Annotated in this window: 15 protein-coding genes; 9 read left to right on the forward strand and 6 right to left on the reverse strand. The window is 66.0% G+C overall.

The features are described from left to right. The first annotated feature begins 24 nt into the window (after positions 1–24). On the forward strand, positions 25–1,671 hold the full coding sequence (locus tag BLT92_RS10840) for a long-chain-fatty-acid--CoA ligase (protein WP_092105567.1): 1,647 nt from the start codon (positions 25–27) through the stop codon (positions 1,669–1,671). 57 nt (positions 1,672–1,728) lie between these two features. Here BLT92_RS10840 and BLT92_RS10845 read toward each other — a convergent pair whose 3' ends face one another. The 3 genes from BLT92_RS10845 to BLT92_RS10855 are packed head-to-tail and all read right to left on the reverse strand — an operon-like array spanning position 1,729 to position 4,504. Further along, the gene (locus BLT92_RS10845) at positions 1,729–3,942 is read right to left on the reverse strand and encodes a heavy metal translocating P-type ATPase (protein ID WP_092105568.1); all 2,214 of its coding nucleotides are present in this window, start codon (positions 3,940–3,942) and stop codon (positions 1,729–1,731) included. Then, on the reverse strand, positions 3,942–4,154 hold the full coding sequence (locus tag BLT92_RS10850; RefSeq protein ID WP_092105570.1) for a heavy-metal-associated domain-containing protein: 213 nt from the start codon (positions 4,152–4,154) through the stop codon (positions 3,942–3,944). Before BLT92_RS10850 ends, BLT92_RS10845 begins: the two co-directional genes overlap by 1 nt. 56 nt (positions 4,155–4,210) lie before the next feature. Next, positions 4,211–4,504 carry a metal-sensitive transcriptional regulator gene (locus BLT92_RS10855; protein WP_092109151.1) on the reverse strand — a complete coding sequence of 98 codons (294 nt, stop codon included), beginning with the start codon at positions 4,502–4,504 and terminating at the stop codon, positions 4,211–4,213. Positions 4,505–4,596: 92 nt separating this feature from the next. On the opposite strand from BLT92_RS10855, the gene BLT92_RS10860 reads away from it, so the two are divergent. The 5 genes from BLT92_RS10860 (at position 4,597) to BLT92_RS10880 (ending at position 13,044) form a co-directional block, all read left to right on the forward strand. Further along, positions 4,597–6,432 (forward strand): MOSC domain-containing protein, encoded by a 1,836-nt coding sequence (locus tag BLT92_RS10860; RefSeq protein ID WP_092105572.1) that lies wholly within the window; start codon positions 4,597–4,599, stop codon positions 6,430–6,432. 116 nt (positions 6,433–6,548) lie between these two features. Beyond that, positions 6,549–8,555, forward strand: a complete 2,007-nt coding sequence (locus tag BLT92_RS10865; RefSeq protein WP_092105574.1) for a sensor histidine kinase — start codon at positions 6,549–6,551, stop codon at positions 8,553–8,555. A gap of 178 nt (positions 8,556–8,733) precedes the next feature. After that, positions 8,734–9,951, forward strand: coding sequence for an acetyl-CoA C-acetyltransferase (locus BLT92_RS10870; RefSeq protein WP_092105575.1), 1,218 nt, complete (start codon positions 8,734–8,736; stop codon positions 9,949–9,951). Between the two features lie 329 nt (positions 9,952–10,280). After that, the gene (locus BLT92_RS10875; RefSeq protein ID WP_092105577.1) at positions 10,281–11,015 is read left to right on the forward strand and encodes a response regulator; all 735 of its coding nucleotides are present in this window, start codon (positions 10,281–10,283) and stop codon (positions 11,013–11,015) included. 115 nt (positions 11,016–11,130) lie between these two features. Next, complete coding sequence (locus BLT92_RS10880; RefSeq protein WP_092105579.1) at positions 11,131–13,044, forward strand: penicillin-binding transpeptidase domain-containing protein; 1,914 nt, start codon at positions 11,131–11,133, stop codon at positions 13,042–13,044. A gap of 9 nt (positions 13,045–13,053) precedes the next feature. Here the strand turns inward: BLT92_RS10880 and BLT92_RS10885 are convergent, their stop codons facing one another. After that, entirely contained in the window at positions 13,054–14,643 is a 1,590-nt protein-coding gene (locus BLT92_RS10885) for a succinic semialdehyde dehydrogenase (RefSeq protein WP_231938765.1), read from the reverse strand. 73 nt (positions 14,644–14,716) lie between these two features. Here BLT92_RS10885 and BLT92_RS10890 point away from each other — a divergent pair, with 73 nt between their 5' ends. The 3 genes from BLT92_RS10890 to BLT92_RS10900 all read left to right on the forward strand — a co-directional run bounded on the left by BLT92_RS10890 (position 14,717) and on the right by BLT92_RS10900 (position 18,895). Further along, on the forward strand, positions 14,717–15,958 hold the full coding sequence (locus BLT92_RS10890; RefSeq protein WP_092105583.1) for an amino acid deaminase/aldolase: 1,242 nt from the start codon (positions 14,717–14,719) through the stop codon (positions 15,956–15,958). A 14-nt stretch (positions 15,959–15,972) separates the two neighbouring features. Next, positions 15,973–17,352 carry a D-arabinono-1,4-lactone oxidase gene (locus BLT92_RS10895; RefSeq protein ID WP_092105585.1) on the forward strand — a complete coding sequence of 460 codons (1,380 nt, stop codon included), beginning with the start codon at positions 15,973–15,975 and terminating at the stop codon, positions 17,350–17,352. A 172-nt stretch (positions 17,353–17,524) separates the two neighbouring features. Further along, entirely contained in the window at positions 17,525–18,895 is a 1,371-nt protein-coding gene (locus BLT92_RS10900) for an MFS transporter (RefSeq protein ID WP_092105587.1), read from the forward strand. A 55-nt stretch (positions 18,896–18,950) separates the two neighbouring features. On the opposite strand, the gene BLT92_RS10905 is transcribed toward BLT92_RS10900, so the two are convergent. Continuing rightward, positions 18,951–19,883 (reverse strand): alpha/beta hydrolase family protein, encoded by a 933-nt coding sequence (locus BLT92_RS10905; protein ID WP_231938766.1) that lies wholly within the window; start codon positions 19,881–19,883, stop codon positions 18,951–18,953. Between the two features lie 69 nt (positions 19,884–19,952). Continuing rightward, entirely contained in the window at positions 19,953–21,386 is a 1,434-nt protein-coding gene (gene purB / locus BLT92_RS10910; RefSeq protein WP_092105589.1) for an adenylosuccinate lyase, read from the reverse strand. Between the last annotated feature and the right edge of the window lie 19 nt (positions 21,387–21,405).

Consider the following 21,405-nt stretch of genomic DNA (forward strand, 5'->3'; position numbering starts at 1 on the left):
ACCGCGGTGACGTAGGGTTTCCCCATGGAGACATGGAACACAGAACTAACACCGCTGTCCTTTCTGCGCAGATCCGCCGACGCCTTCCCCGATAGGCGCGCGATCGTCTACAGCGATCAGTCCCTGACGTATCGGGAGTTCTTCGCGGCCGTGGAGCAGAGGGCGCACGCCCTGCGCGCGGCCGGAATCGAACCCGGCGACAGGGTGGCTTACCTGATGCCGAACATTCCCGAGATGCTCATGGCCGCCTACGCAGTGCCCTTGGCAGGGGGCGTGCTCGTGCCGATCAACACCCGTCTGGCTCCCGAAGAGGTCCGCTACATCTGCAACCACAGTCAGGCGAAGCTGCTTGTCGTGGACTCGCAGCTGTGGCCCAGCATCACCCCGATCCTCGACGGACTCGACACCGTTGAGGCCATCGTCGACGTCGAGGACACGACGCTGACCACGCCCGCCGAGGTGGCCCGACCCGATGTCACTTCGCCGGCCGTATCGACGCTGGCGGAGTTCCTGGCCAAAGCCGCCGAGGATGCCCCGGACCTCACGTGGGACGTTGAGGATGAGAGGGCGACGCTGTCCATCAACTACACCTCGGGCACCACCGGACGACCCAAAGGCGTGATGTACACCCACCGCGGCGCCTACCTCAACGCCTTCGGCGAGGTCTTCCACTCCGGCCATGACACCAACAGCGTGTATCTGTGGACGCTGCCGATGTTCCACTGCAACGGCTGGTGCACCGGCTGGGCGCTGGCCGCCGCCGGCGGAACACAGGTGTGCCTGCGCGAGGTGCGCGGGGACGTGATCTGGGATCTCATCGACCGTCACCGCGTCACCCACCTCAACGGTGCACCGACGGTGATGTCGACGATCATCAACGCCGAGGCCGCGCATTCCCTGCCCCAGGGAATCACCGCGACGATGGCAGGAGCACCGCCGAGCCCGACCCTGATCTGGCAGATGGAGGAACTGAACTTCCGCATCGTCCACGTCTACGGACTCACGGAGACCTACGGACCGTACACGGTCTGCGAATGGCAGGACTCGTGGGAGGGTCTCGACGACAGGTCCCGCGCCCGGCTCCTGTCCCGCCAGGGTGTCGGCATGGTCCAGGCCGATTCCGTGCGTGTGGTGACGATCGATTCGGGCGATGAGCTCGTCGACGTTCCGACCGACGGTTCCACGATCGGGGAGATCGTGATGCGCGGCAACAACGTGATGAAGGGCTACTTCCGCGATCCCGAGGAGACCGAGAAGGCGTTCCAGGGCGGCTGGTTCCACTCCGGTGACCTCGGTGTGATGCACGAGGACGGATATATCGAACTGCGCGACCGGTCGAAGGACATCATCGTCTCCGGCGGTGAGAACATCTCGACCGTCGAGATCGAACAGGCGATCGCCTCCCACGCCGCAGTCCTCGAGGTCGCCGTCATCGGCGCCCCGGACACCAAATGGGGTGAACGGCCCAAGGCGTTCATCACCGTGCGTGAGGGCCAGCCGGTGACCGAGGACGAGATCATCGAGCACGTGCGCACGCAGATCGCGAAGTACAAGAGCCCACGCGAGGTCGAACTCGTCGAAGCGCTGCCGAAGACGTCGACCGGCAAGATCCAGAAATTCGAACTGCGCAACCAGGAATGGGGCGACAGCGAGTCGCGCATCCAGGGGTGACACACCTGGGCCCACACCCATCGGGTGTGGGCCACGGTGTTCGGTGGCTGACGGGCTCTAGTGGAACCGCAGCAGCCGCAGGCTGTTGAGGACGACGAACACCGAGGAGAACGCCATCGCCGCACCGGCGATCATCGGGCTGAGCAGACCGAACGCGGCGACCGGGACGGCCGCCGTGTTGTAGGCGAAGGCCCAGAACAGGTTGCCCTTGATCAGACTCAGAGTCTTCCGGGACAAGCGGATCGCCTGCGGAATCTGCCGGGGATCCGACCGCACCATGGTGATGTCCGAGGCAGCCATCGCCGCATCCGTGCCCGAACCCATCGCAATGCCCAGATCGGCACCGGCCAAGGCCGCGGCGTCGTTGACCCCGTCACCGACCATGGCCACGGCCTGCCCCCGAGACTGCAGCTCATTGACCACGGCGATCTTGCCCTCGGGTCGGACGTCGGCGCGGATCTCGGTGATGGCGAGCGAGCCGGCGACCACCTCGGCGGCCTGGGCATTGTCCCCGGTCAGGAGGACCGTGTTGATGCCCAGGGAATGCAGCTCGGTGATCGCCTCGTCGGCACCGGTCTTGATCTCATCGGCGACGAAGGTCAGACCGCGGAACCGCGCGTCGATGGCCAGTGCGACGATCGTGGCGCCGGCGGGCACGGCTTCGGCCGGGAATGAGACGTCGATCCCGCGCTCCCGGAGCAGATCCGGGCGACCGGCGAGCACCTCGGCGCCGTCGATCGTGGCCTGCAGGCCACCGCCGGGAATGGTGTCAAAGCCCTCGATGCCGGACCGATCGATGGTGGCGCTGTTGCTGCCAGCCGTGCTGCCCTCTGTGCTGTCGGCGGCCCCGACTGCCTCGCTCAGGGTCGCGACTCGAGCGTCGACGATCGCACGAGCCACAGGGTGCTCACTCTGTGCCTCCAGCCTGGCCAGGATCGCGAAGTCGTCATCGCTGAGCTGAGTCTCCATCAGGGTCATGACGCCAGTGGTCAGGGTGCCTGTCTTGTCCAGGACGACCGTGTCGATCGAACGCGTCGACTCGAGCGCCTCGGGCCCGGAGACGAGGATGCCCAGCTGCGAACCGCGTCCGGACGAGACCGCCAGTGCCGTCGGTGTGGCCAGACCGAGGGCACAGGGGCAGGCGATGATGAGGACGGTCAGCGCGGCGTGCAGCCCCAAGGCCCAGTCGCCGGTGAGCAGGCCCCAGAGCAGGAGCGTGAGAATGCTGATGGCGAAGACGATGGGCACGAACACGGCGGAGATTCGGTCGGCCAGACGCTGCACGGCGGGCTTGCCGGTCTGCGCGCGGCTGACCAGATCGGCCATGGCCGCCAAGGTCGTATCGGACCCGACCCGGGTGGCACGGACCTCGAGCACGCCCGAAGCATTGATCGTCGCCCCCGTGACCGTGTCGCCGAGGCCGACCTCGACGGGCACCGATTCGCCGGTGAGCATCGCCTCATCGATTGCGGAGTGGCCGGCGACCACCTCGCCGTCGGTGGCGATCTTCTCGCCCGGACGGACGACGAAGACATCGCCGACCGTGAGCTCATCGATCGGGACCTGGACCTCCACGCCTTCGCGCAGCACGCTCGCGGACTTCGCCCCCAGGCTCAGCAGCTCCTTGAGCGCGGCGGTGGCTCGAGTCTTCGCCCGGTCCTCGGTGAGCCTGCCGATGAGCAGGAACACCGTGATCGCGGCTGCAGCCTCGAACCACACGTGATAATCGCCGGGGATCTGCCAACCGTAGCCGTCGGCGACGGCACGGCCCAGGGTGATGTAGGAATAGAGGCTGGCGACGATGATTCCGACGCTGACCAGGGTGTCCATGGTCGTCGACCGTCCGCGTGCGGCCTTGAACGCCGCTGAGTGGAAGGGCCACGCGCCCCAGGTCACGACCGGCAGGGCGAGGATCGCGACGATCCACTGCCAGCCGGGAAAATGCCAGCTCATGACCATGGAGACGGCCACGATCGGCACGGCCAGGATCAGCGATCCGATGAAGCGGGGGCGCAGGTGCCGGGGGTCGTAGTCGACGATCTCGGGTCCGCTCGCCGAGGTGGTTTTGACGGTGGCACCGTAGCCGGCCTTCTCGACGGCGGTCATGAGATCGTCATCGCTGAGTTCGGACTCGACGATGACATGAGCCGAATTCAGTGGGAGATTGACCTCGGCGCTGACGCCGTCCAGGCGGGTGAGCTTCTTCTCGATGCGAGCCGAGCACGATGCGCAGGTCATGCCCGTGATGTCGAGATCGACCTCGCGTGACATCACTTCACCTCGTAGCCGGCTTCGTCGACGGCCGCGCTGATCGCGGTGTCGTCGAGATTCCCTTCAGACGTGATGGTCACGGGGGAGGATCCGCCGGCATTGAGCTCGACGGCGACCTCGGTGACCCCGGGCAGAGCCCCGAGCTCTTCCTTCACAGCGCCCACGCAGTGGCCGCAGGTCATTCCGGTGACGTTGATGGTGGTGGTCGTCATGATGTGTCTCCTGTCTTCGCGCGTCATCACCGACAGGTGCGCCGATGATGGTGCCCTCAGCTCTTGATGAGCCGGGCGATAGCGGCTGAAGCCTCTTCGATCTTCTTGCGGGCGGCGTCGTCATCGCCTGAGGATGCGGCGTCGACCACGCAGTGAGCGATGTGCTCTTCTAAGAGGTTGATGGAGACCGCGTGCAGCGCGGCCGTTGCTGCGGAGACCTGGGTCAGGATGTCGATGCAGTATTTGTCGTCATCGATCATCTTTCCGATCCCACGGACCTGACCTTCGATCCGTTTCATCCGCTTCGCAAGGGCGTCCTTCTGCGGGGTATATCCATGTTGCTCAGTCATGACCATACTGTATACCCCCTTAGGGTATCGGTCAAGTGTGCAATTGGTCTCACGGTGGGTGCCCCGCGTCGCCAAGCTCCTACAATCGAATCATGCGCGTTGCCAGACTGTTCCGATTCCCCGTCAAAGGGTTCCCCGCCGAAGAGATCCCCGAGGCGGATGTGCGCACCGGCCGAGGCATCCTCGGCGACCGCATCGCAGCGTTCACCAACGGCAGCCTCGACGTCCCCCAGGACAGCTGGCACAGATACTCCGCCTTCACCGTACTCAAGAACGACACCGACCTGCAGAAGTGGCAGGTATCGATCGACCTCGCCGAGGCGGGCGCTCAGTCCGCGACGACTGCGACCGACGCCGAGGCGGTGGAATCCTCTGCGACGACCGTGGCCGATTCGACGGCGAGCGTGACCCTGACGTCCCCGGTAGGAGAGTCCACGACGTTTTGCACGGATGAGCGGGACTCCAGGGCCGCCTCGGCGGATTTCCTCTCTGCACGCATACCCCCACAGGGTGACTTTCCGCGCGCACTGAGCGTCGCGGACCAGGGGATGTTCGACTCGCAGGCCGCGGGGATCTCGGTCATCAACTCGGCCACGGTCGCCGCGATCTCCCAGACCGCCGACGGGCAGGCAGCCCTGGGGCCGAACGAAACCGAACTGAACCCGCTGCGCTTCCGCGGCAATGTCCTCGTCGACGGACTCGAACCCTTCGCGGAGTTCGCGCTCATCGGCAAGATCGTCCGCCTCGGCGGGGTGCGTCTGGCCATCACCCAGGCCATCGAACGTTGCCCGGCGACCACGGTCAACCCGGCCACCACCGCCGTCGACGTCAACGTCCCCCGGGTCCTGGCCTCGGCATGCGGACACCTGCACTGCGGCGTCTACGGCCGGATCCTCGAATCGGGCCTGGTCAGCACCGGCGATGAGATCGAGATCGAAGGCGATGCTCCACGTGAGCTCGTCAAGACCGCCCGGACCCCGCGCTTCATGACGGTGTTGGGCAGCCAGCAGATCTGCAATGACATCGTCGAGGTCTCCCTGCGCGACGACCAGGGCTGGATCCGCGAATTCGACGAACCCGGCACCAACCTGCGCGTCCACCTCGACCTCGGCGAACCGTTCTGGCGAACCTATACGATCACCGACGTGACCGAGGACATCGTGTCGATCGCGGTCCGCACTCAGGGCAAGGGCTCCCGAGCCGTCGCCGAACTCGCGCCCGGCCAAGCGGTACTGGCCTCGGGGCCGCACGGAACCATGACTGCGAACCGTGTCTTCGGCGGCACGACGGCGCTGGTCACCGCCGGCATCGGCATCACGCCGAGCCTCGGGCTGATGCGCGGGGCCGAACTGCAGGGAACCCAGAAGATCAAGCTCTTCCACGTCGACCGCGACCACCGGACGGCCTGCCTGTGGGACCGCCTGCAGAAGCGTGCCCACGGCCGGCAGATCCCGGTCGAGACCCACCACCGCGACACCGCGAGCCAGGGGCGACCAGGTCACGCCGACCTCGTCGACTGGCTGGCAGGATGCGACAACGTCATGGTCTGCGGGCCTCCAGACTTCACCGCCGCGGTGCTCGAAGCCAGCGACGAGGCCGGAGTCCCGGCCGTGCACCAGGAGACCTTCGCCTCTCCGAACACCGGCATGAGCGAGGCCATCGCCCGGTGCTCGCCCGCCGAGGTGACCCTGGAGAATTCCGGCACCAGCTTCCTCTGGGAGCCACAGCAGGGGACCCTGCTCGATGCTCTGGAGGCGCGTGGACTGCGGGCCGACAGCTCCTGCCGCGGCGGCTCATGCGGCACCTGCGCCGTGTCCTTGGCCGCCGGCTCGGTCATCTATCCCGTGGAACCGGCTGCGCGGATCACCGCCGACGAGGTGCTCGTGTGCTCAGCCGTCCCCTCCGGGCCGATCAGCCTCGGAATCTGAGCAGCCCGAGTCCGGGAATCTGATTCGTCCGAGTCCGGGAATCTGACCAGCCCAAGACTGGGCGTCCTGCCCCTGGTTGACACGGGGCTGGGCGCAGTGGGTGGCACAATGGCCCCATGCCCAAAGATCAGCGTGCCACAATGTCGGGAGGACTGACAGGACCAGTGGCACGTGTGAGCCGACGAATGAAGTTCGGCGTCGCCGGACGCATCATGTTCGCGAACTCGATCATGCTCGTGGGCATCATGGTGCTGACCACGAGTCTCCTCTACATCCAGCTCTCGCAGCTGAACCAGAAGCGCGAACAGGACCTGCTGCGGTCTGCGGCAGACAACATGTCGATCTCGCTCAGCCTCGTCGGGTCCGATGAGACCGAGGCCGCCGACTTCATCGACCCCGGTTCACAGGGCAACGTCGAGACGATGCTCGACAACGTCGTGAGCGAATACGACTTCGATGTGGCCGCGGTCGTCCCGATCGATTACCTGGCCACCCCGCCGTCCCTGGGCTCGTCGAACCGCCAGGAGCGCAACGAATCGAAGATCGTGTCCTCGAACTCGGGAGACGTCCCCGATGACTCCGTCGATCAGCTCGCCACGGCCATCGATGGTTCGCAGGTCGCCGACGGTGACTCCGTTGTCCGTTTCCTCGAGGACGGCGGCCCCGGAGGGGGCACGATGTACGTCGTCAGCCCGGTCTTCGCGAAACACCTCGGCGTGAATGACATCGGGCCCAACACCGTCGTCGGCGCCGTCATCGTCGGCAACTCTGCCGATTCGGTGCGGGAGGGCTTCATGGCCCAGAGCAAATGGCTCATCGGCATCGCCATCACCACTCTCCTCCTGGGCATCGCCTCCTCCTGGGCGACGTCCCGCGGCCTGCGTCGGGTCACCGGAGACTACGGCGCCACCGAACTGCGCAGCATGCTCGAGTTCTACTCCTCGGTGCTCAAGGCCGTGTCGGAAGGACTCCTGCTCGTCGACCGTTCGGCGGGCATCGTCCTGATCAACGCCGACGCGCGCGAACTCCTGGGCCTGCCCTCCGCCGGCGATGACTCGACGGGCGAGCAGATCCCGGCCACCGACGACCCCGTCCGGGCGACCTCACCGATCGGCGGCATCGCACTGCGCGACCTCAACCTGCCCGATGCCCTCATCGACCTGCTCTCCTCCGGCCGGTGGGCCCGTGATGAGATCCACTACACCGACGACCGGGTGCTCGTCGTCAATCAGCAGCCCACCGACGCCGCCAGCGACACCTGGGTCGTGACGATGCGCGACCACACCGAACTCGCCGAACTCTCCGGAGAACTCGTCTCCGTGCGGTCGTTCTCCGACTCCCTGCGCGCCCAGACCCATGAATACGCGAACCGGCTCCACATGGTCGTCTCCCTGCTGGAAACCGGGCACACCGATGAGGCGATCGACTTCGCCGCAAAGGACCTCGACGACCTCAACCGGGTCACCGGTGACGGACAGATGAGCTTCGACCACCCCGTGCTCTCCGCACTGCTGCTGTCGAAGATCGCCCAAGCCGCCGAGGTGGGCATCGACATGACGGTCGATACAGCGGGACTCACCGGCCGCCTCGGCGGGGATGATCGTGACCTGGCGACCATCCTCGGCAACCTCGTCGACAACGCATTCGACGCCCTGAGCAGGCATGATGTTCTGCCCGAGGACAAGCGTGTGCATGTGCACCTGAGCGGGTCCGGTGGCGCCGGCGGCTTCTCGATCGAAGTCAGCGACGACGGCCCGGGCATCGACGAGGAATATGTCGACGCAATCTTCGAACGTGGGTGGTCGACCAAGCACGACGGTGTTGAGATCGACAAGGGACTCGGCAGGCAGGAGACGGGCACCCGCGGGGTCGGACTGTCTTTGGTCGTCCAGGCCATCCGCCGCCTCGGCGGGGCCGTCGACGTGCAGGGCCGCGGTGAGGACGGCGACGATTTCAAGGGCGCCGTGCTCACGGTGTGGCTGCCCGACAATGCTTCCACCGACTCCGACGGGCTCGGCCAGGCGACCGGGCACCCCTCGGCCGGCGCACCGTCGGCGAGCCAGCCGCCGTCCGGCAACCCACCCACGGGCCCGAGCAGGATCGTCGACGACGACCGCGAATGACCGGATCGTCGACGACGACCGCAACTGACCTGCCGATCGTGCGGCCGGGCAGCGATTCTTCGTCCCAACGAATGAAACATTTCCCCGCTGTCGAGCGGATCCGGCCTAGGCTGTGCGGGAGTGCCGAGCCGGTGGCTGCTGATCATCATCGGCTGAAGCGAAATCGAGTGGAGGAACTATGGACCAGGACATCGTCGTTTGCGAACCGCTGCGCACCGCGATCGGAGGATTCGGAGGACAGTTCCGCGACATCCCCGCCCACGAGCTCTCCGCCACCGTCGTCCGTGAACTCATGGCCAGAACCGGACTCGACCCCGAACTCGTCGCCGACGTCATCCTGGGGCAGGGCTATGCCACCTCCGAGGCTCCCAGCATCGGCCGTGTCACAGCACTCGACGCCGGCCTTCCCGTGACCGTGCCCGGCAAGCAGGTCGACCGTCGCTGCGGTTCGGGCCTGCAGGCAGTCATCGACGCCTCCATGGTCGTCGGCTCCGGCAACGGAGACTTCGTTATCGCCGGCGGTGTCGAATCGATGTCCCACGCGCCCTTCTACAACGACACCATCCGCTGGGGAGTCCGCGGCGGTAACGCCGAATTCACCGACTCCCTGGGCCGCGGAAGGATCACCCCGGGCGGAAAGAACTACCCCGTCCCCGGAGGCATGCTCGAGACCGCCGAGAACCTGCGCCGCGACTACTCGATCGGCCGCGAAGAGCAGGACGAACTCGCCTACAACTCACACCAGCGCGCGGCCGCAGCAGCCGAGGACGGGCGCTTCGCCGAAGAGATCGTGCCGGTGACGATCCCCGCGACCCGCAAGGTCGCCGAACGGCAGATCGTCGCCGATGAGCACATCCGTCCAGACAGCACCCTCGAGAAGCTCGCCAAGCTGCGTCCCATCCTCGGCAAGGGCGATGACCAGGCAACCGTCACCGCCGGCAACGCCTCGGGCCAGAACGACGGAGCCGCCGCGAGCATCGTCACCACCCGTGCCAACGCCGAAGCACAGGGGCTCAAGCCGCTCGGACGTCTGGTCAGCTGGGCCGTGGCCGGCGTGCCGCCGAAGACCATGGGCATCGGCCCCGTCCCGGCTACCAAAAAGGCGCTCGAGAAGGCCGGACTGAGCCTGGCCGACCTCGATCTCATCGAACTCAACGAGGCCTTCGCCGCCCAGGCGCTGTCCGTGACCCGCGAATGGGGCTTCGGCAAGGACGACTTCGACCGCCTCAACGTCAACGGCTCCGGAATCTCCTTGGGCCACCCCGTCGGCGCGACCGGCGGCCGGATCCTGGCGACTCTGCTGCGCGAGATGGAGCGCCGCGACGCCCGCTACGGACTCGAGACCATGTGCATCGGCGGCGGCCAGGGCATCGCCGCAATCTTCGAGCGCGCCTGAGGCTGCGGTCCGGCGGCTCCGCTGCCGCCGGCGGTGCGGCGACCGTCCGCTCTGCTGCCGCCGACGGTCCGGCGATCGCCCGCTCCGCTGCCGCCGACGGTCCGGCGGCGTTCGGAACAGTCAACGGTCGGTAGATGGTGGTCGCCGAACGGCCATTGTTCGACCACCATCTACCGACTGTTCGCTGAAGAGCCGGCTGAGACCTCACTCCGCTGGTTCCACTGTTCCTCCGGGCCCTTCAGGCGGCGTTCCAATCCTGCGTCATGGATGTGCCCAGGCTGTAACACGAACCAAGACCGGCCCGCAAAGACGTTGGTTAGACTGGCAACATGTCAGAAACAACTACGCCTGAGTCGAGCATCGGTGTGCTCGTGGTTGAGGACGAGGCAGTCGCTGCCCGGGCCCATGCGAAGTACATCGATCGCCTCGACGGGTATCACCTCGCCGGTGTGGCGAAGAACGCCACTCAGGCGATGGCTGCTCTGACCGGAAAGATTTACGGTCTTAACGCAGACTGCATCAACCTCGTCCTCCTCGACATGAACCTCCCCGATGGGCACGGACTGCAGGTCTGCCGTGCTATCCGCGGCCACCGCGTCGACGTCGACATCATCGCCGTCACCGCCGCCCGGGACATGCAGATCGTGCAGGAGGCGCTGTCCTACGGCGTCGCCCAGTACATCATCAAACCGTTCACCTTCCCCGTCTTCAAATCCAAACTCGAGGCCTACTCCTCATTCCGCAACAGCCTCGGCGGGGACAGCACCGAGGGCGAGGTCACCCAGACCGACGTCGACACCGCGATCGCCGCACTGCGCACCCACACAGTGACCGCGACCGCTAAGGGCGTCCCCGATGCGGTGCAGACCGAAGTGAAGTCCGTGCTCGGCGACAAGCCCGGACAATCCGCCGCCGAGGTCGCCGTTGGTCTCGGTGTCTCCCGAGTGACCGCACGTCGGTACTTGGAGGCCATGGCCGACGCGGGCATGCTCGCCCGCCGACCCCGGTACGGAGCCGCCGGCCGGCCCGTGCTCGAATACACCGTCGTCACCGAAGACGCCTGAACCACCCCTCGATACCCGGACGCCATCCCCACAGCACCCGAGTGATCCCCACCTCACTGGACGAGTGGCCTTCCCACAAATGGACTTCCCGGCGGACTACACCGATGATTGATTCATGACGAAGAAGTCCCGAACCTGGTTGGCCATCACCATCATCGTCTTGCTGCTGGCCGGCGCAGGCGTCGTCGCCTTCCTCTCCCTCCCGATGCGTGCAGAGGCCGCCGCCGACGACGCCGCTGCCGACCTGAACAGCTCAACCATCGACTCCACCGCCTGGTCGGACACCGATGCATCGAAGACGCTGCATGATGAAGTGCTCGGGGCGCTCGATGAGAGCATGAAGAAGCGTTCCGTTGAGCTCGACGGCACGAAGAAGAGCGATGATGGCGCGGTTGCGACGCTGAACTGGACATGGACGAACCAGGACGATGAAGTCTGGGAGTACTCCTCTCGGCTGCCACTGCACAGAAAGGGTCTGCTGTGGTCGGCAGATCTCACTGCACAGGCGATCCACCCCGACCTCGACGAGGGTCGAGTCCTGGTGTCGAAGAAAAATCCGGGGGAGCGGGGCTCGATCCTCGGCGACGATGATGAGGAGCTGATGGCGGAGGGCACCGTCATCGACGTGGGCATCCACCCGGCGAAGCTCGGCGAGGCCGAGGGCACGGACGGCGAGAACGCTGAGGCCACACTCACCACGCTCGAGGACGAACTCGACATCGACCTCACATCGCTGCAGGAGCGCATCGACGCGGCCGATCCCGATCAGTTCGTTCCCGTCATCACTCTGCGCGAGAGTGACTACTCTGCGGTGAAAGACACCATCCACTCCCTGCCCGGAACCGTGTTCAAGACCCGAACACAACCGCTGAGCATCAAGAGAGGCTTCGCGGCAGCGACACTGGGAACCGCAGGAGCCGCCAATGCTGAGGAGGTCGAGGCCTCCGATGGAAAGCTCACCGGTGAGTCCGTCGTCGGCAAGAGCGGACTGCAGAAGGCCTTCAACGAGCAGCTGACCGGACCAGCCAACGAAGAGATCTTCATCGCCGACGCTGAGCCCGGCACCGAAGGGGCCGATTCCGAGCCCGTCCTCGTCCACGAGTTTCCGAAGCGGGACGGCGAAGACATTACGACGACGCTCAACGTCGCCGTGCAGGAGGCCGCCGACACCGCGGCCGCAACAGGCAAGAAGCCGACTGCGCTTGTCGCGATCCGCCCCAGCGACGGTCATGTCCTGGCCGTGGCCAACCAGGATCCCGACGGCGCGGCCTGGGATCGGGCACTGACTGGGCAGTACGCTCCCGGATCGGTGTTCAAGATCGCCTCAGGAGTGGCGCTGCTGGAATCGGGAATGACGGCGAAGACGACACTGGGCTGTCCGAAGACCACGACTGTCGACGGAAAGACGTTCAAGAACGCCGAGGACCACGTTATGGGCGATGTCGCCTTCGAAGACGACTTCGCCGAATCATGCAACACCGCATTCGTCGACGCCGCGAAGAAGGTCTCGGCCTCCGAGGTGGCGAATGCAGCATCGAACCTGGGGATGGACGACATCGACCTGGGAGTCGGTTCGAAGATGGCCACCGTTCCTCATGACGACGATCCCGTCAACCATGCGGCGCAGATGATCGGTCAGGGCAAGGTCGTGGCCAGCCCGCTGGCGGTGGCCGCGATGGCAGCCTCGGTGGCCGACGGCGACACCGTCAGCCCGCTCCTCGTCCTTCCCGACCAACGCGCGGACAATCGAGAACAGATCCTTGATGCCGATGCCGCGAGGGCGATGCAGAAGCTCATGCGCCGCGCCGTGACCAAGGGCACCGCCAGCGCGCTGCAGGACGTTCCCGGCAAACCGGTCCACGGGAAGACCGGCACCGCCGAATACGGTGGCGAGACCCCACCGCGCACCCACTCCTGGTTCGCCGGATACCAGGGTGACGTGGCCGTGGCCGTCCTCGTCGAGGATGGAGGATTCGGCGCCGAGGCGGCCGTGCCAGTGGCGAAGAAATTCTTCACGGCGCTCAACTGAGCGAGAACCTCACTTCATTCGCAGAGCACGCATGACGTCGAAGGCCGTGGTCAGGGTGCGGGCGAACCGCGTCTGATCGAGCGGGCCGAACGGGGCGATCGGGACCAGGCTCTGCTCGGCAATCGTGTGCGTGTGCATGAACTGGTAGAGCCCCTCGACTCCATGTCGGTGGCCCAGACCTGAGGCCTTGACCCCGCCGGCAGGAGCATCGATCGAGCCCCACGCCGCCACGCATGCCTCATTGACGTTGACCATCCCCGCCTCGATCTGCCGAGCCGTCTCGACCCCATGGGACCGGGAGTAGACGCTGGCGTTGAGACCGTATTCGCTGGAGTTGGCTCGCTCGATCGCCTCGGCGTCGGAAGACACCGGATACACGGCGGCGACGGGGCCGAACGTCTCCTCGGCGTACAGCTCGGCCGCCTCACTGACATCGGTGAGCACTGTCGGCAGATAGAAGTACGGGCCCAGCTCCGGCACAGGCCGGCCTCCCGCGATGACTCGAGCACCGCTGGCTCGTGCCTGCTCGACGTGCTCGCTGACCCGGGCGAACTGCTTGGGCCCGGCCAGAGACCCCATCCCGGGGCCGTAGGCGAAGTCGGCGCTGAGCTCGAGCTTGCGGGCCGCCTCGGCGAAGTGGGCACAGAACTCGGGGTACAGGTCCTCGTGGACGTAGATGCGCTCGAAGGACAGGCACAGCTGCCCGGCCGAGGAGAAGCACCCGCGGATCGCCCCGTCCACGGCCGCATGGAGATCGGCATCGGAGAGGACGAGCATCGGATTCTTTCCGCCGAGCTCAAGGGCGGTGGGAAGGAGACGTCGACCCGCCTCGGCGGCGATCGAACGTCCGGCGGCCGTGGATCCGGTGAAGGAGAGCCCGTCGGCCCCGGCTATGAGGGCGGGGCCGAGCTGTGTGCTGGGGCCGGGCACCAGCTGCCACACCTCGGCGGGCAGGCCGCAGGCGATGGCGAGCCGGCGCATGATGATCGCCGTCAGCGTCGTCTGGCTGTCCGGCTTGTGCACGACGGCGTTGCCGGCGGCCAGGGCTGCCAACAGGTCGGTCGCGCCCAGAGTGAGCGGATAGTTCCAGGGCGTGATGAACCCGACGACGCCCAGCGGAGTACGTGTGACCTCGGTGCGGGTCAGGCCGGGAACGGCACCGCGACGCCGCTGCGGGCGCAGGCGAGCCGGCGTCGTGACACCGTAATGACGGCACACATTGTAGGTGTCGAGGATCTCGTCATAGGCGTGGATGCGGGCCTTGCCGGTCTCGTGCTGGACGATGTCGAGGAGGAGATCCTCATGCCTGCGCAGTGCCGAGTGCAGGCGCAGCAGCACCTTGGCACGATGCTCGGGCGACCGTGACGCCCACGTGCGGCCGGCGATGCGCGCGGAGGCGTAGGCCCGGTCGACGTCCTCGGCGGTGTTGGCTGTGAAACGCGGCTGTTCGGTGCCGGTGAATGGGTCAGCGTTGTGGAGGCGCTCGCCGCTGCCCGAGGCCTCAGAATAGGGGTCCGTGTCGAGGAACTCGCGCAGCCGGTCCGTGACCTGGGAGAGGCCCGCAGAGGGAGTGACGGTGCTGGTGACGTCCGTGCTCATCATGCCTCCGTGTAGTCGGTGTGTGCGTGGATTTCGGCCGGGACGGCCGCTAACTTACGCTACAGTATCTTCTATGGTTTCACGTGAACTGCGTCACGCGGTGCATGAGATCGAGGCACCCCAGGCGGTGCTCGACCTTGACGCGTTCGACGCGAACCTCACAACATTGGCGAAGCGTGCGCAGGGGCTGCCGATCAGGGTCGCCTCGAAGTCGCTGCGCACCCCCGCCGCGATCGACCGGGCGCTGGCCCACCCCGGTTACTCCGGAGTCCTCGCCTTCTCCCTGCCCGAAGCACTGGCACTGCACGCCCGCGGTGTCCGCGACATCCTCGTCGGCTATCCCACAGTCGACCGGCTCAGCCTGAAACTGCTGTTCGCCGAGGCGGGTGCGTCGGAGAACATCACCCTGATGATCGACTGCCCCACCCACCTCGACATCATCGACAGTGCCCGCAGCGCCGTGGCATCCACAGGCGGCACGGAGGCGACCAACAGGGTCAGAGCAGCAGATGGTGCCGGGCCGGGGGTGCGCGTGTGCCTCGACATCGATGCCTCATATCGTCTGGGCGAAGAGGTCCTGGGCAGCAGGGTCCACATCGGGGCCAGGCGCTCGCCGGTCCGGGACCCTGCCGCGGCCGTTGAACTCGCCGAGCAAGTCATCGCCCGTCCCGGCGTCGATCTCGTCGGGCTGATGTCCTATGAAGGCCAGATCGCCGGCACCGCCGATGCCGGCACCTCGGCCAAGCAGACGGTGGTGCGCGCCATGCAGAAGCGCTCGATCGCGGAGCTGAAGGTCCGCCGCAGGCACATCGTCACCGAGGTGCGTGACCTCACCGAGCTTGAATTCGTCAACGGCGGCGGCACAGGGTCCTTCGAGTCCAGCGCCGTCGAAGGCACACTGACGGAACTGGCCGCCGGCTCCGGGCTCTTCTCCCCGGGGCTCTTCGACGGCTACACGAAGTTCCGTCACGAGCCCGCCGCCTACTTCGTCACCCCGGTGGTGCGCCGGCCCGGGCCCGGCTGGGTCACCGTGTTCAAGGGCGGATTCATCGCCTCGGGCGTGCCTGGAGCCGACCGAGTCCCGACGATCGCCTGGCCGCCCGGGCTCGAATACTCCGGCCTCGAAGGCGCCGGTGAGGTCCAGACTCCGCTCACCGGCCCAGGCAGTGAGAACCTGCGCATCGGCGACCTGGTCTGGTTCCGGCATGCGAAAGCCGGTGAGCTCGCCGAGCACTTCAACGAATTCCTCGTCGTCTCTGGCTCGGAGATCATCGACTCCTGGTCGACCTACCGCGGTCAAGGATGGGTGCTGTGAACCGGGACGGAAGGATGGGTGCTGTGAACCGAACCGCAATGCCGGCACCACGTCGACTGTTCCTCAACTGGTCCGGCCATGTCCACGCGCACCCGCACACCTTCGTTCGGCCCACCTCGGCGGGGGAGCTGGGCGAGGTTCTGCGATCGGCGGCCAACGCCGGTCAACGGGTCCGTGCCGTGGGCGCCGGCCACTCATTCACCCCCATCGCCGCAGGTGAAGAGGTGATGATCAACCTCGATCACCTCAGCGGCATCATCACCGTCGATGAGGCGAGTGGGCGGGTGCGCTTCCACGCGGGCACCCGGCTGCGTGACATCCCGGACCTGCTCGCACCCTTCGAGCTCGCCTTGGCCAATCAGGGCGACGTCAACCCGCAGGCACTCGCCGGGGCGATCTCGACGAGCACCCACGGGACCGGGCTCGGCTTCACCGGATTCGCCGGAACCGTCACCGGACTCTCGCTCATGGGACCCGACGGGGCCGTGCGCAGACTGTCGGCGACCAGTGATCCCGAGGTCTTCGACCTGGCCCGCGTCAGCCTCGGCGTGCTGGGCATCGTCACGGAGATCGAGCTGCAGTGCGTGCCGGCCTTCGACCTCATCGCCGAGGAGGTCGTGGCGGATGTCGACGAACTGCTGGCCGACCTCTGCCTGAGGATGCGAGCGGCCGATCATTTCGAGTTCTACTGGTTCCCGCACACCGACACCGCACTGACGAAGACGAACACCAGGGTCGGCCTCGGAGAGATCGGCCCAGGTCACCTCGCCGAGGCTGGGGTGCGCAACCGTTTCCTCACCCTGCTCGACAAGGAAGTCGTGGAGAACGGCGCCCTGCGGCTCGCAGTCGAGCTCGGCTCCGCAGTGCCCAGTCTGGTCCCGCGCATCAATCGGATCGCCCAGTCCGCGGTCTCGGACAGAACGTATCGGGCTCCAGGATACGACGTCTTCGTGACACCTCGCCGGGTGCGGTTCAACGAGATGGAGTACGCGGTTCCCATCGAATCCGGCGCCGAGGTGGTCCGTGAGATCCGCAGCGCCATCGAGTCGAGAGGGTGGACGATCTCATTCCCGATCGAGGTTAGATCGGCCGCCGCCGACGATGTTCCGCTGTCGACGGCCCACGGACGGGAGACGATGTACATCGCAGTGCACCGGTTCGTGAAGGATGAATTCGCCGAATACTTCCGCGTCGTCGAACAGATCTGCCGGCGCCATGGGGGCAGGCCACACTGGGGCAAGATGCACACCCTGGCCGCCGACGATCTGTGTGAGCTCTACCCGCGCTTCGACGACTTCTGTGCGCTGCGGGAGAAACTGGACCCGCAGGCGATGTTCGGGAACCGATTCACCGACTCTCTGTTCGGTCTGGACTCCAGGACGGGCCGAAAGTGAGCCCACGGCAGCGAAATCCTGTCTGACCTGGGAATCGGCTCCCACCCGCAGTAGGGTGGGTTGAAGGTTCGCGACGTTCGACCCCGGCGGTGGTTCCGCCCAGGCTGATGCAGTTCAGGTTGATGCGTTCGGGAACAACGGCCGCAGCATTTCCCAAGAAATGGATTCGTCGATGTCAGATTTCGAACCGCAGGCCCAGTCGGACCTGGCAGCAACCACCAGCCCTGAGCGTGAGAAGGGGCGGCGGCGGTCCATGCTGGTCGCAGCCTTCGGCACCGTCGTCGAATGGTATGACTTCTCGATCTTCTTCTACGTCGCGACCATTCTGACCACTGAATTCTTCGGCGATCGAACCGATTCCCTGCTGCTCACTCTGGGCGTCGGTGCCGCCGGATTCCTGTTCCGGCCGTTGGGCGCCATGGTCTTCGGCCACCTCGGCGACAGGGTGGGCCGCAAATCTGCGCTGGTCGTCTCGGCCGTGCTCATGGCCGTCGCGATGCTCGGCATCGCGATCATGCCCACCTACGAGGTGATCGGCATCTGGGCGGGTGTCGGCATGGTCTTCTTCCGGTGTCTGTCCGGATTCTCCGTCGGTGCCGAGTACACGGGCATCATGGTCTTCCTGATGGAATCGGCCGGCAGCAAGCGGCGTGGGCTCGCGGCCAGCTGGGCCGCTGCCAACAGTGAGGTCGGGGCCCTGCTCGCGGTCGGCTCCGGTGCATTTCTGGCTGCCACGCTGTCTGCTGAAGCGATGAGCTCCTGGGGATGGCGGGTGCTGTTCGTCCTCGGTGCCCTGCTCGCCGCCCTGATGATCCCGCTGCGTCGAATGATGGAGGAGACCGACACGTTCAAGCGCCTGCAGCAGGCGGAGAAGAAGAAACCGGCAGTCAAGCATCGTCGTTCCCCGCTGCTCATCGCCTTCATCCAGCAGCCCCGCGCGATCCTCGTCGCGTTCCTCATCTCGTCGATCGGTTCGGTCAGTTATTTCCTCAACATCACCTACGTGCCGACCTACATCGAAGAGGTCTCGGACGTGAAGAACTCCGGCTCTCTGGCACTGGGCACCATCGCAGCCGTCGTCGCGATCGTCATCACACCGTGCTTCGGCATCGCCTCGGACCGGTTCGGGCGGAAGAAGACTCTGGCCCTGCTCATGGCCGTCTTCATCCTCACCACCATTCCCGCATACGCACTGCTGGCGGGTGGGAACACCGGAGTCGCGGTCTTGGGCGTCGCGTTCCTCGCCGTACCGGCCGCCGGCTGGAGTTCCGTGGCAGCGGCCATGGTTCCCGAACAGTTCACCGGCACCAGCCGCTTCTCCGGAATGGCGATCGGCTACAACGTGGCCACGGTCCTCTTCGGCGGACTCTCGCCGCTGATTGCGACCGCTCTGATGAGCTCGACCGGTCTCACCCTGGCGCCGGCGATCTATGCGACTGTCATCGTCGTGGTGGCCGGCATCCCGACCCTGTTCCTCGCCCGCAATATGGCCGGCAGGCCCCTGGCCGAGGTCGATCGCGACAAGGACCTTGTCCCGGCCTGACGGGCCTGATGCTGGGGTGATCGGCCCGCGCCGGTGCGGCGGTCCTGGTGTGAGCTCAGTTCTGGGGGAGTCGGTTCAGCATCCAGGAGACGATCTCCGGCCAGGCGCTCTCGGCGACCGCGCGTCGCAGCAGGCCGTGATGGCCGATGCGGCCGACCTCGAGTTCTTCAGGTGTGAAGGTGCGGCGTTCGATCTCGGCGAGGCGGACATGGTCGACGAGTGCGTCGATCTGCGCCGGTGAGGCCCAGTTGTCGTCGCTGGCCCCGACCGCGAGCACGGGCGTGCGCAAGCGGGCCATTCGAGCGGTGGCTCCCAGGCTGGGATCGTCGAAGAAGTACTCCGACATGCGCACCCACCGGCCCCACTCGAGCATGGCCGCGGTCGGGATGTCCTCGCCGAGGCCGAGACGTTTGCCGGGTGCGTAGCCGACGAGCGGACTGATCAGGGGACCGAGCGCTCGGAGGATGAGACCGACCCGGAATCGTTCGGACAGGGGGTTGATGTCGCGCAACGCCGCTCGTGACGTGCCTACGGTGACGATTCCGTGCAGGTCCTCGGCGGCATTGCCCAAGAGCAGGGTATGACCGCCGAGGCTGTGCCCGAGAGCGACCTTCGGCAGTTCGGGGAATTCGTTCGCGGCCCAGGCCGAGACGGCATTCGCGTCCTGCTGCATCCAATCGCGCATCCGCAGCTGTGTGTGCTCGCGTGCTGGACCCGATGCGGCAACACCCCGCACATCGTAGGTGAGCACAGCCAGCCCACGACCGACGGCGTATTCGGCGAACCTCGTGTAGAAGCGGGCCGGCGTCGCCGTGGCGGGATGGATCGTGAGGAACCCGGTCGGGGTATCCTGAGGCATCAGCACAGTGCCGACAACGTGACTCTGCGCCTCGGATTCGCCTGCCGTCCAGCGCCTGGAAGCGTTGGCAGCCCTGTGGGTGCCTTCGGTAATCGGAATGCGCACGGAACTCATCATGGTGCTCGTCATGAGCACAAGGTTAGTAGCGTTTCAGTGAATTATCTACTGTTCGGTAACAGTGGGTTCCGTGCGCCGCGATCAGCCCTGTGTGCGAGCCTTCCAGTCGGCGACCTCTGATTCGGCCAACTGGGCGGCGACGCCGATGTAAGTGGCAGGAGTCAGGGTCTTGAGCAGCTGGGTCTCGGCCTCGGGCAGTCCGAGTCCGGCGACGAAGTTCTGCAGGTCGGCCTGATCGATGCGCTTGCCGCGCGTGAGCTCTTTGAGTGTTTCGTAGGGGTTGTCCATGCCGGGCACACCCTGCAGTCCGGCGGCGCGCATGACCGACTGGATCGCCTCGCCCAGGACCTCCCAGTTGGAGTCGAGGTCGGCGGTCAGGGCCTCTTCGTTGATTGCGAGACGTTCCAGACCCTTGACCAGGTTGTTCAGTGCGAGCACCGAGTGACCGTACGCGACGCCGATGTTGCGCTGCGAGGTCGAGTCCGTGAGGTCGCGCTGCATCCGTGAGGTCACCAGGGTTGAGGCGAGCGAGTCGAGCAGTGCGCACGAGAGCTCGAGGTTGGCCTCGGCGTTTTCGAAGCGGATCGGATTGACCTTGTGCGGCATGGTCGAGGACCCGGTCGAGCCGGCGACGGGGATCTGCTTGAAGTAGCTCATCGAGATGTAGGTCCACATGTCCGTCGCCAGATTGTGGGCGATGCGGTTGAACCGTGCGATGTCTGCGAAGAGCTCGGCATCCCAGTCGTGGGATTCGATCTGAGTGGTCAGGGGATTGAACGTCAGACCCAGGCTGCCCTCGACGAAGGTCCTGGCCAGCTTCGGCCAGTCGGCGCCGGGCACGGCGGCCAGGTGGGCCGAGTACGTGCCGGTCGCACCGTTGATCTTGCCGAGGAATTCGCTTGCCTCGATGCGTTCGAACTGACGACGCAGGCGGTGGACGAACACGGCGAGCTCCTTGCCCATGGTCGTCGGCGTCGCTGGCTGGCCGTGGGTGTGGGAGAGCATCGGGACCTCTGCCAGCGCCGAGGCGGTGTCGGCCAATGAGTCGATGAGTGCTTTCGCGCGGGGCAGCCACACATCGACGGTGGCGCCCTTGATGCCCAGTGCCCAGGACAGATTGTTGATGTCCTCGGAGGTGCAGCAGAAGTGGACGAGTTCACTGAGATCGCCGGCGCCGAGCTCGACTAGTGCTTCTTTGATTGTGTACTCAACAGCCTTGACGTCGTGAACCGTCACCGCTTCGTGGGCTGCGAGTGTGGCGATCGTATCGGCATCGAAGTTCTCGGCGAAGGTGCGCAGGCCGCTGATCTCGTCATCGGTGAGACGACGCACGCCGTCGATCACAGAGTTCTGGGCCAGGTGGATGAACCACTCGACCTCCACCGTGATCCGGTTGCGGTTCAGGGCCGCCTCGGAGAGGTGATCGACGAGGTCAGCGGTGTCTTTGCGGTAACGACCATCGAGTGGTCCGAGAGCAATGGCGGGCGAGATGTCAGCAAGCGAAACGGTCGGCATGCTCCCATTTTCTCATGAG

This window comes from Brevibacterium picturae (assembly GCF_900105045.1).
GTDB lineage: Bacteria > Actinomycetota > Actinomycetes > Actinomycetales > Brevibacteriaceae > Brevibacterium > Brevibacterium picturae.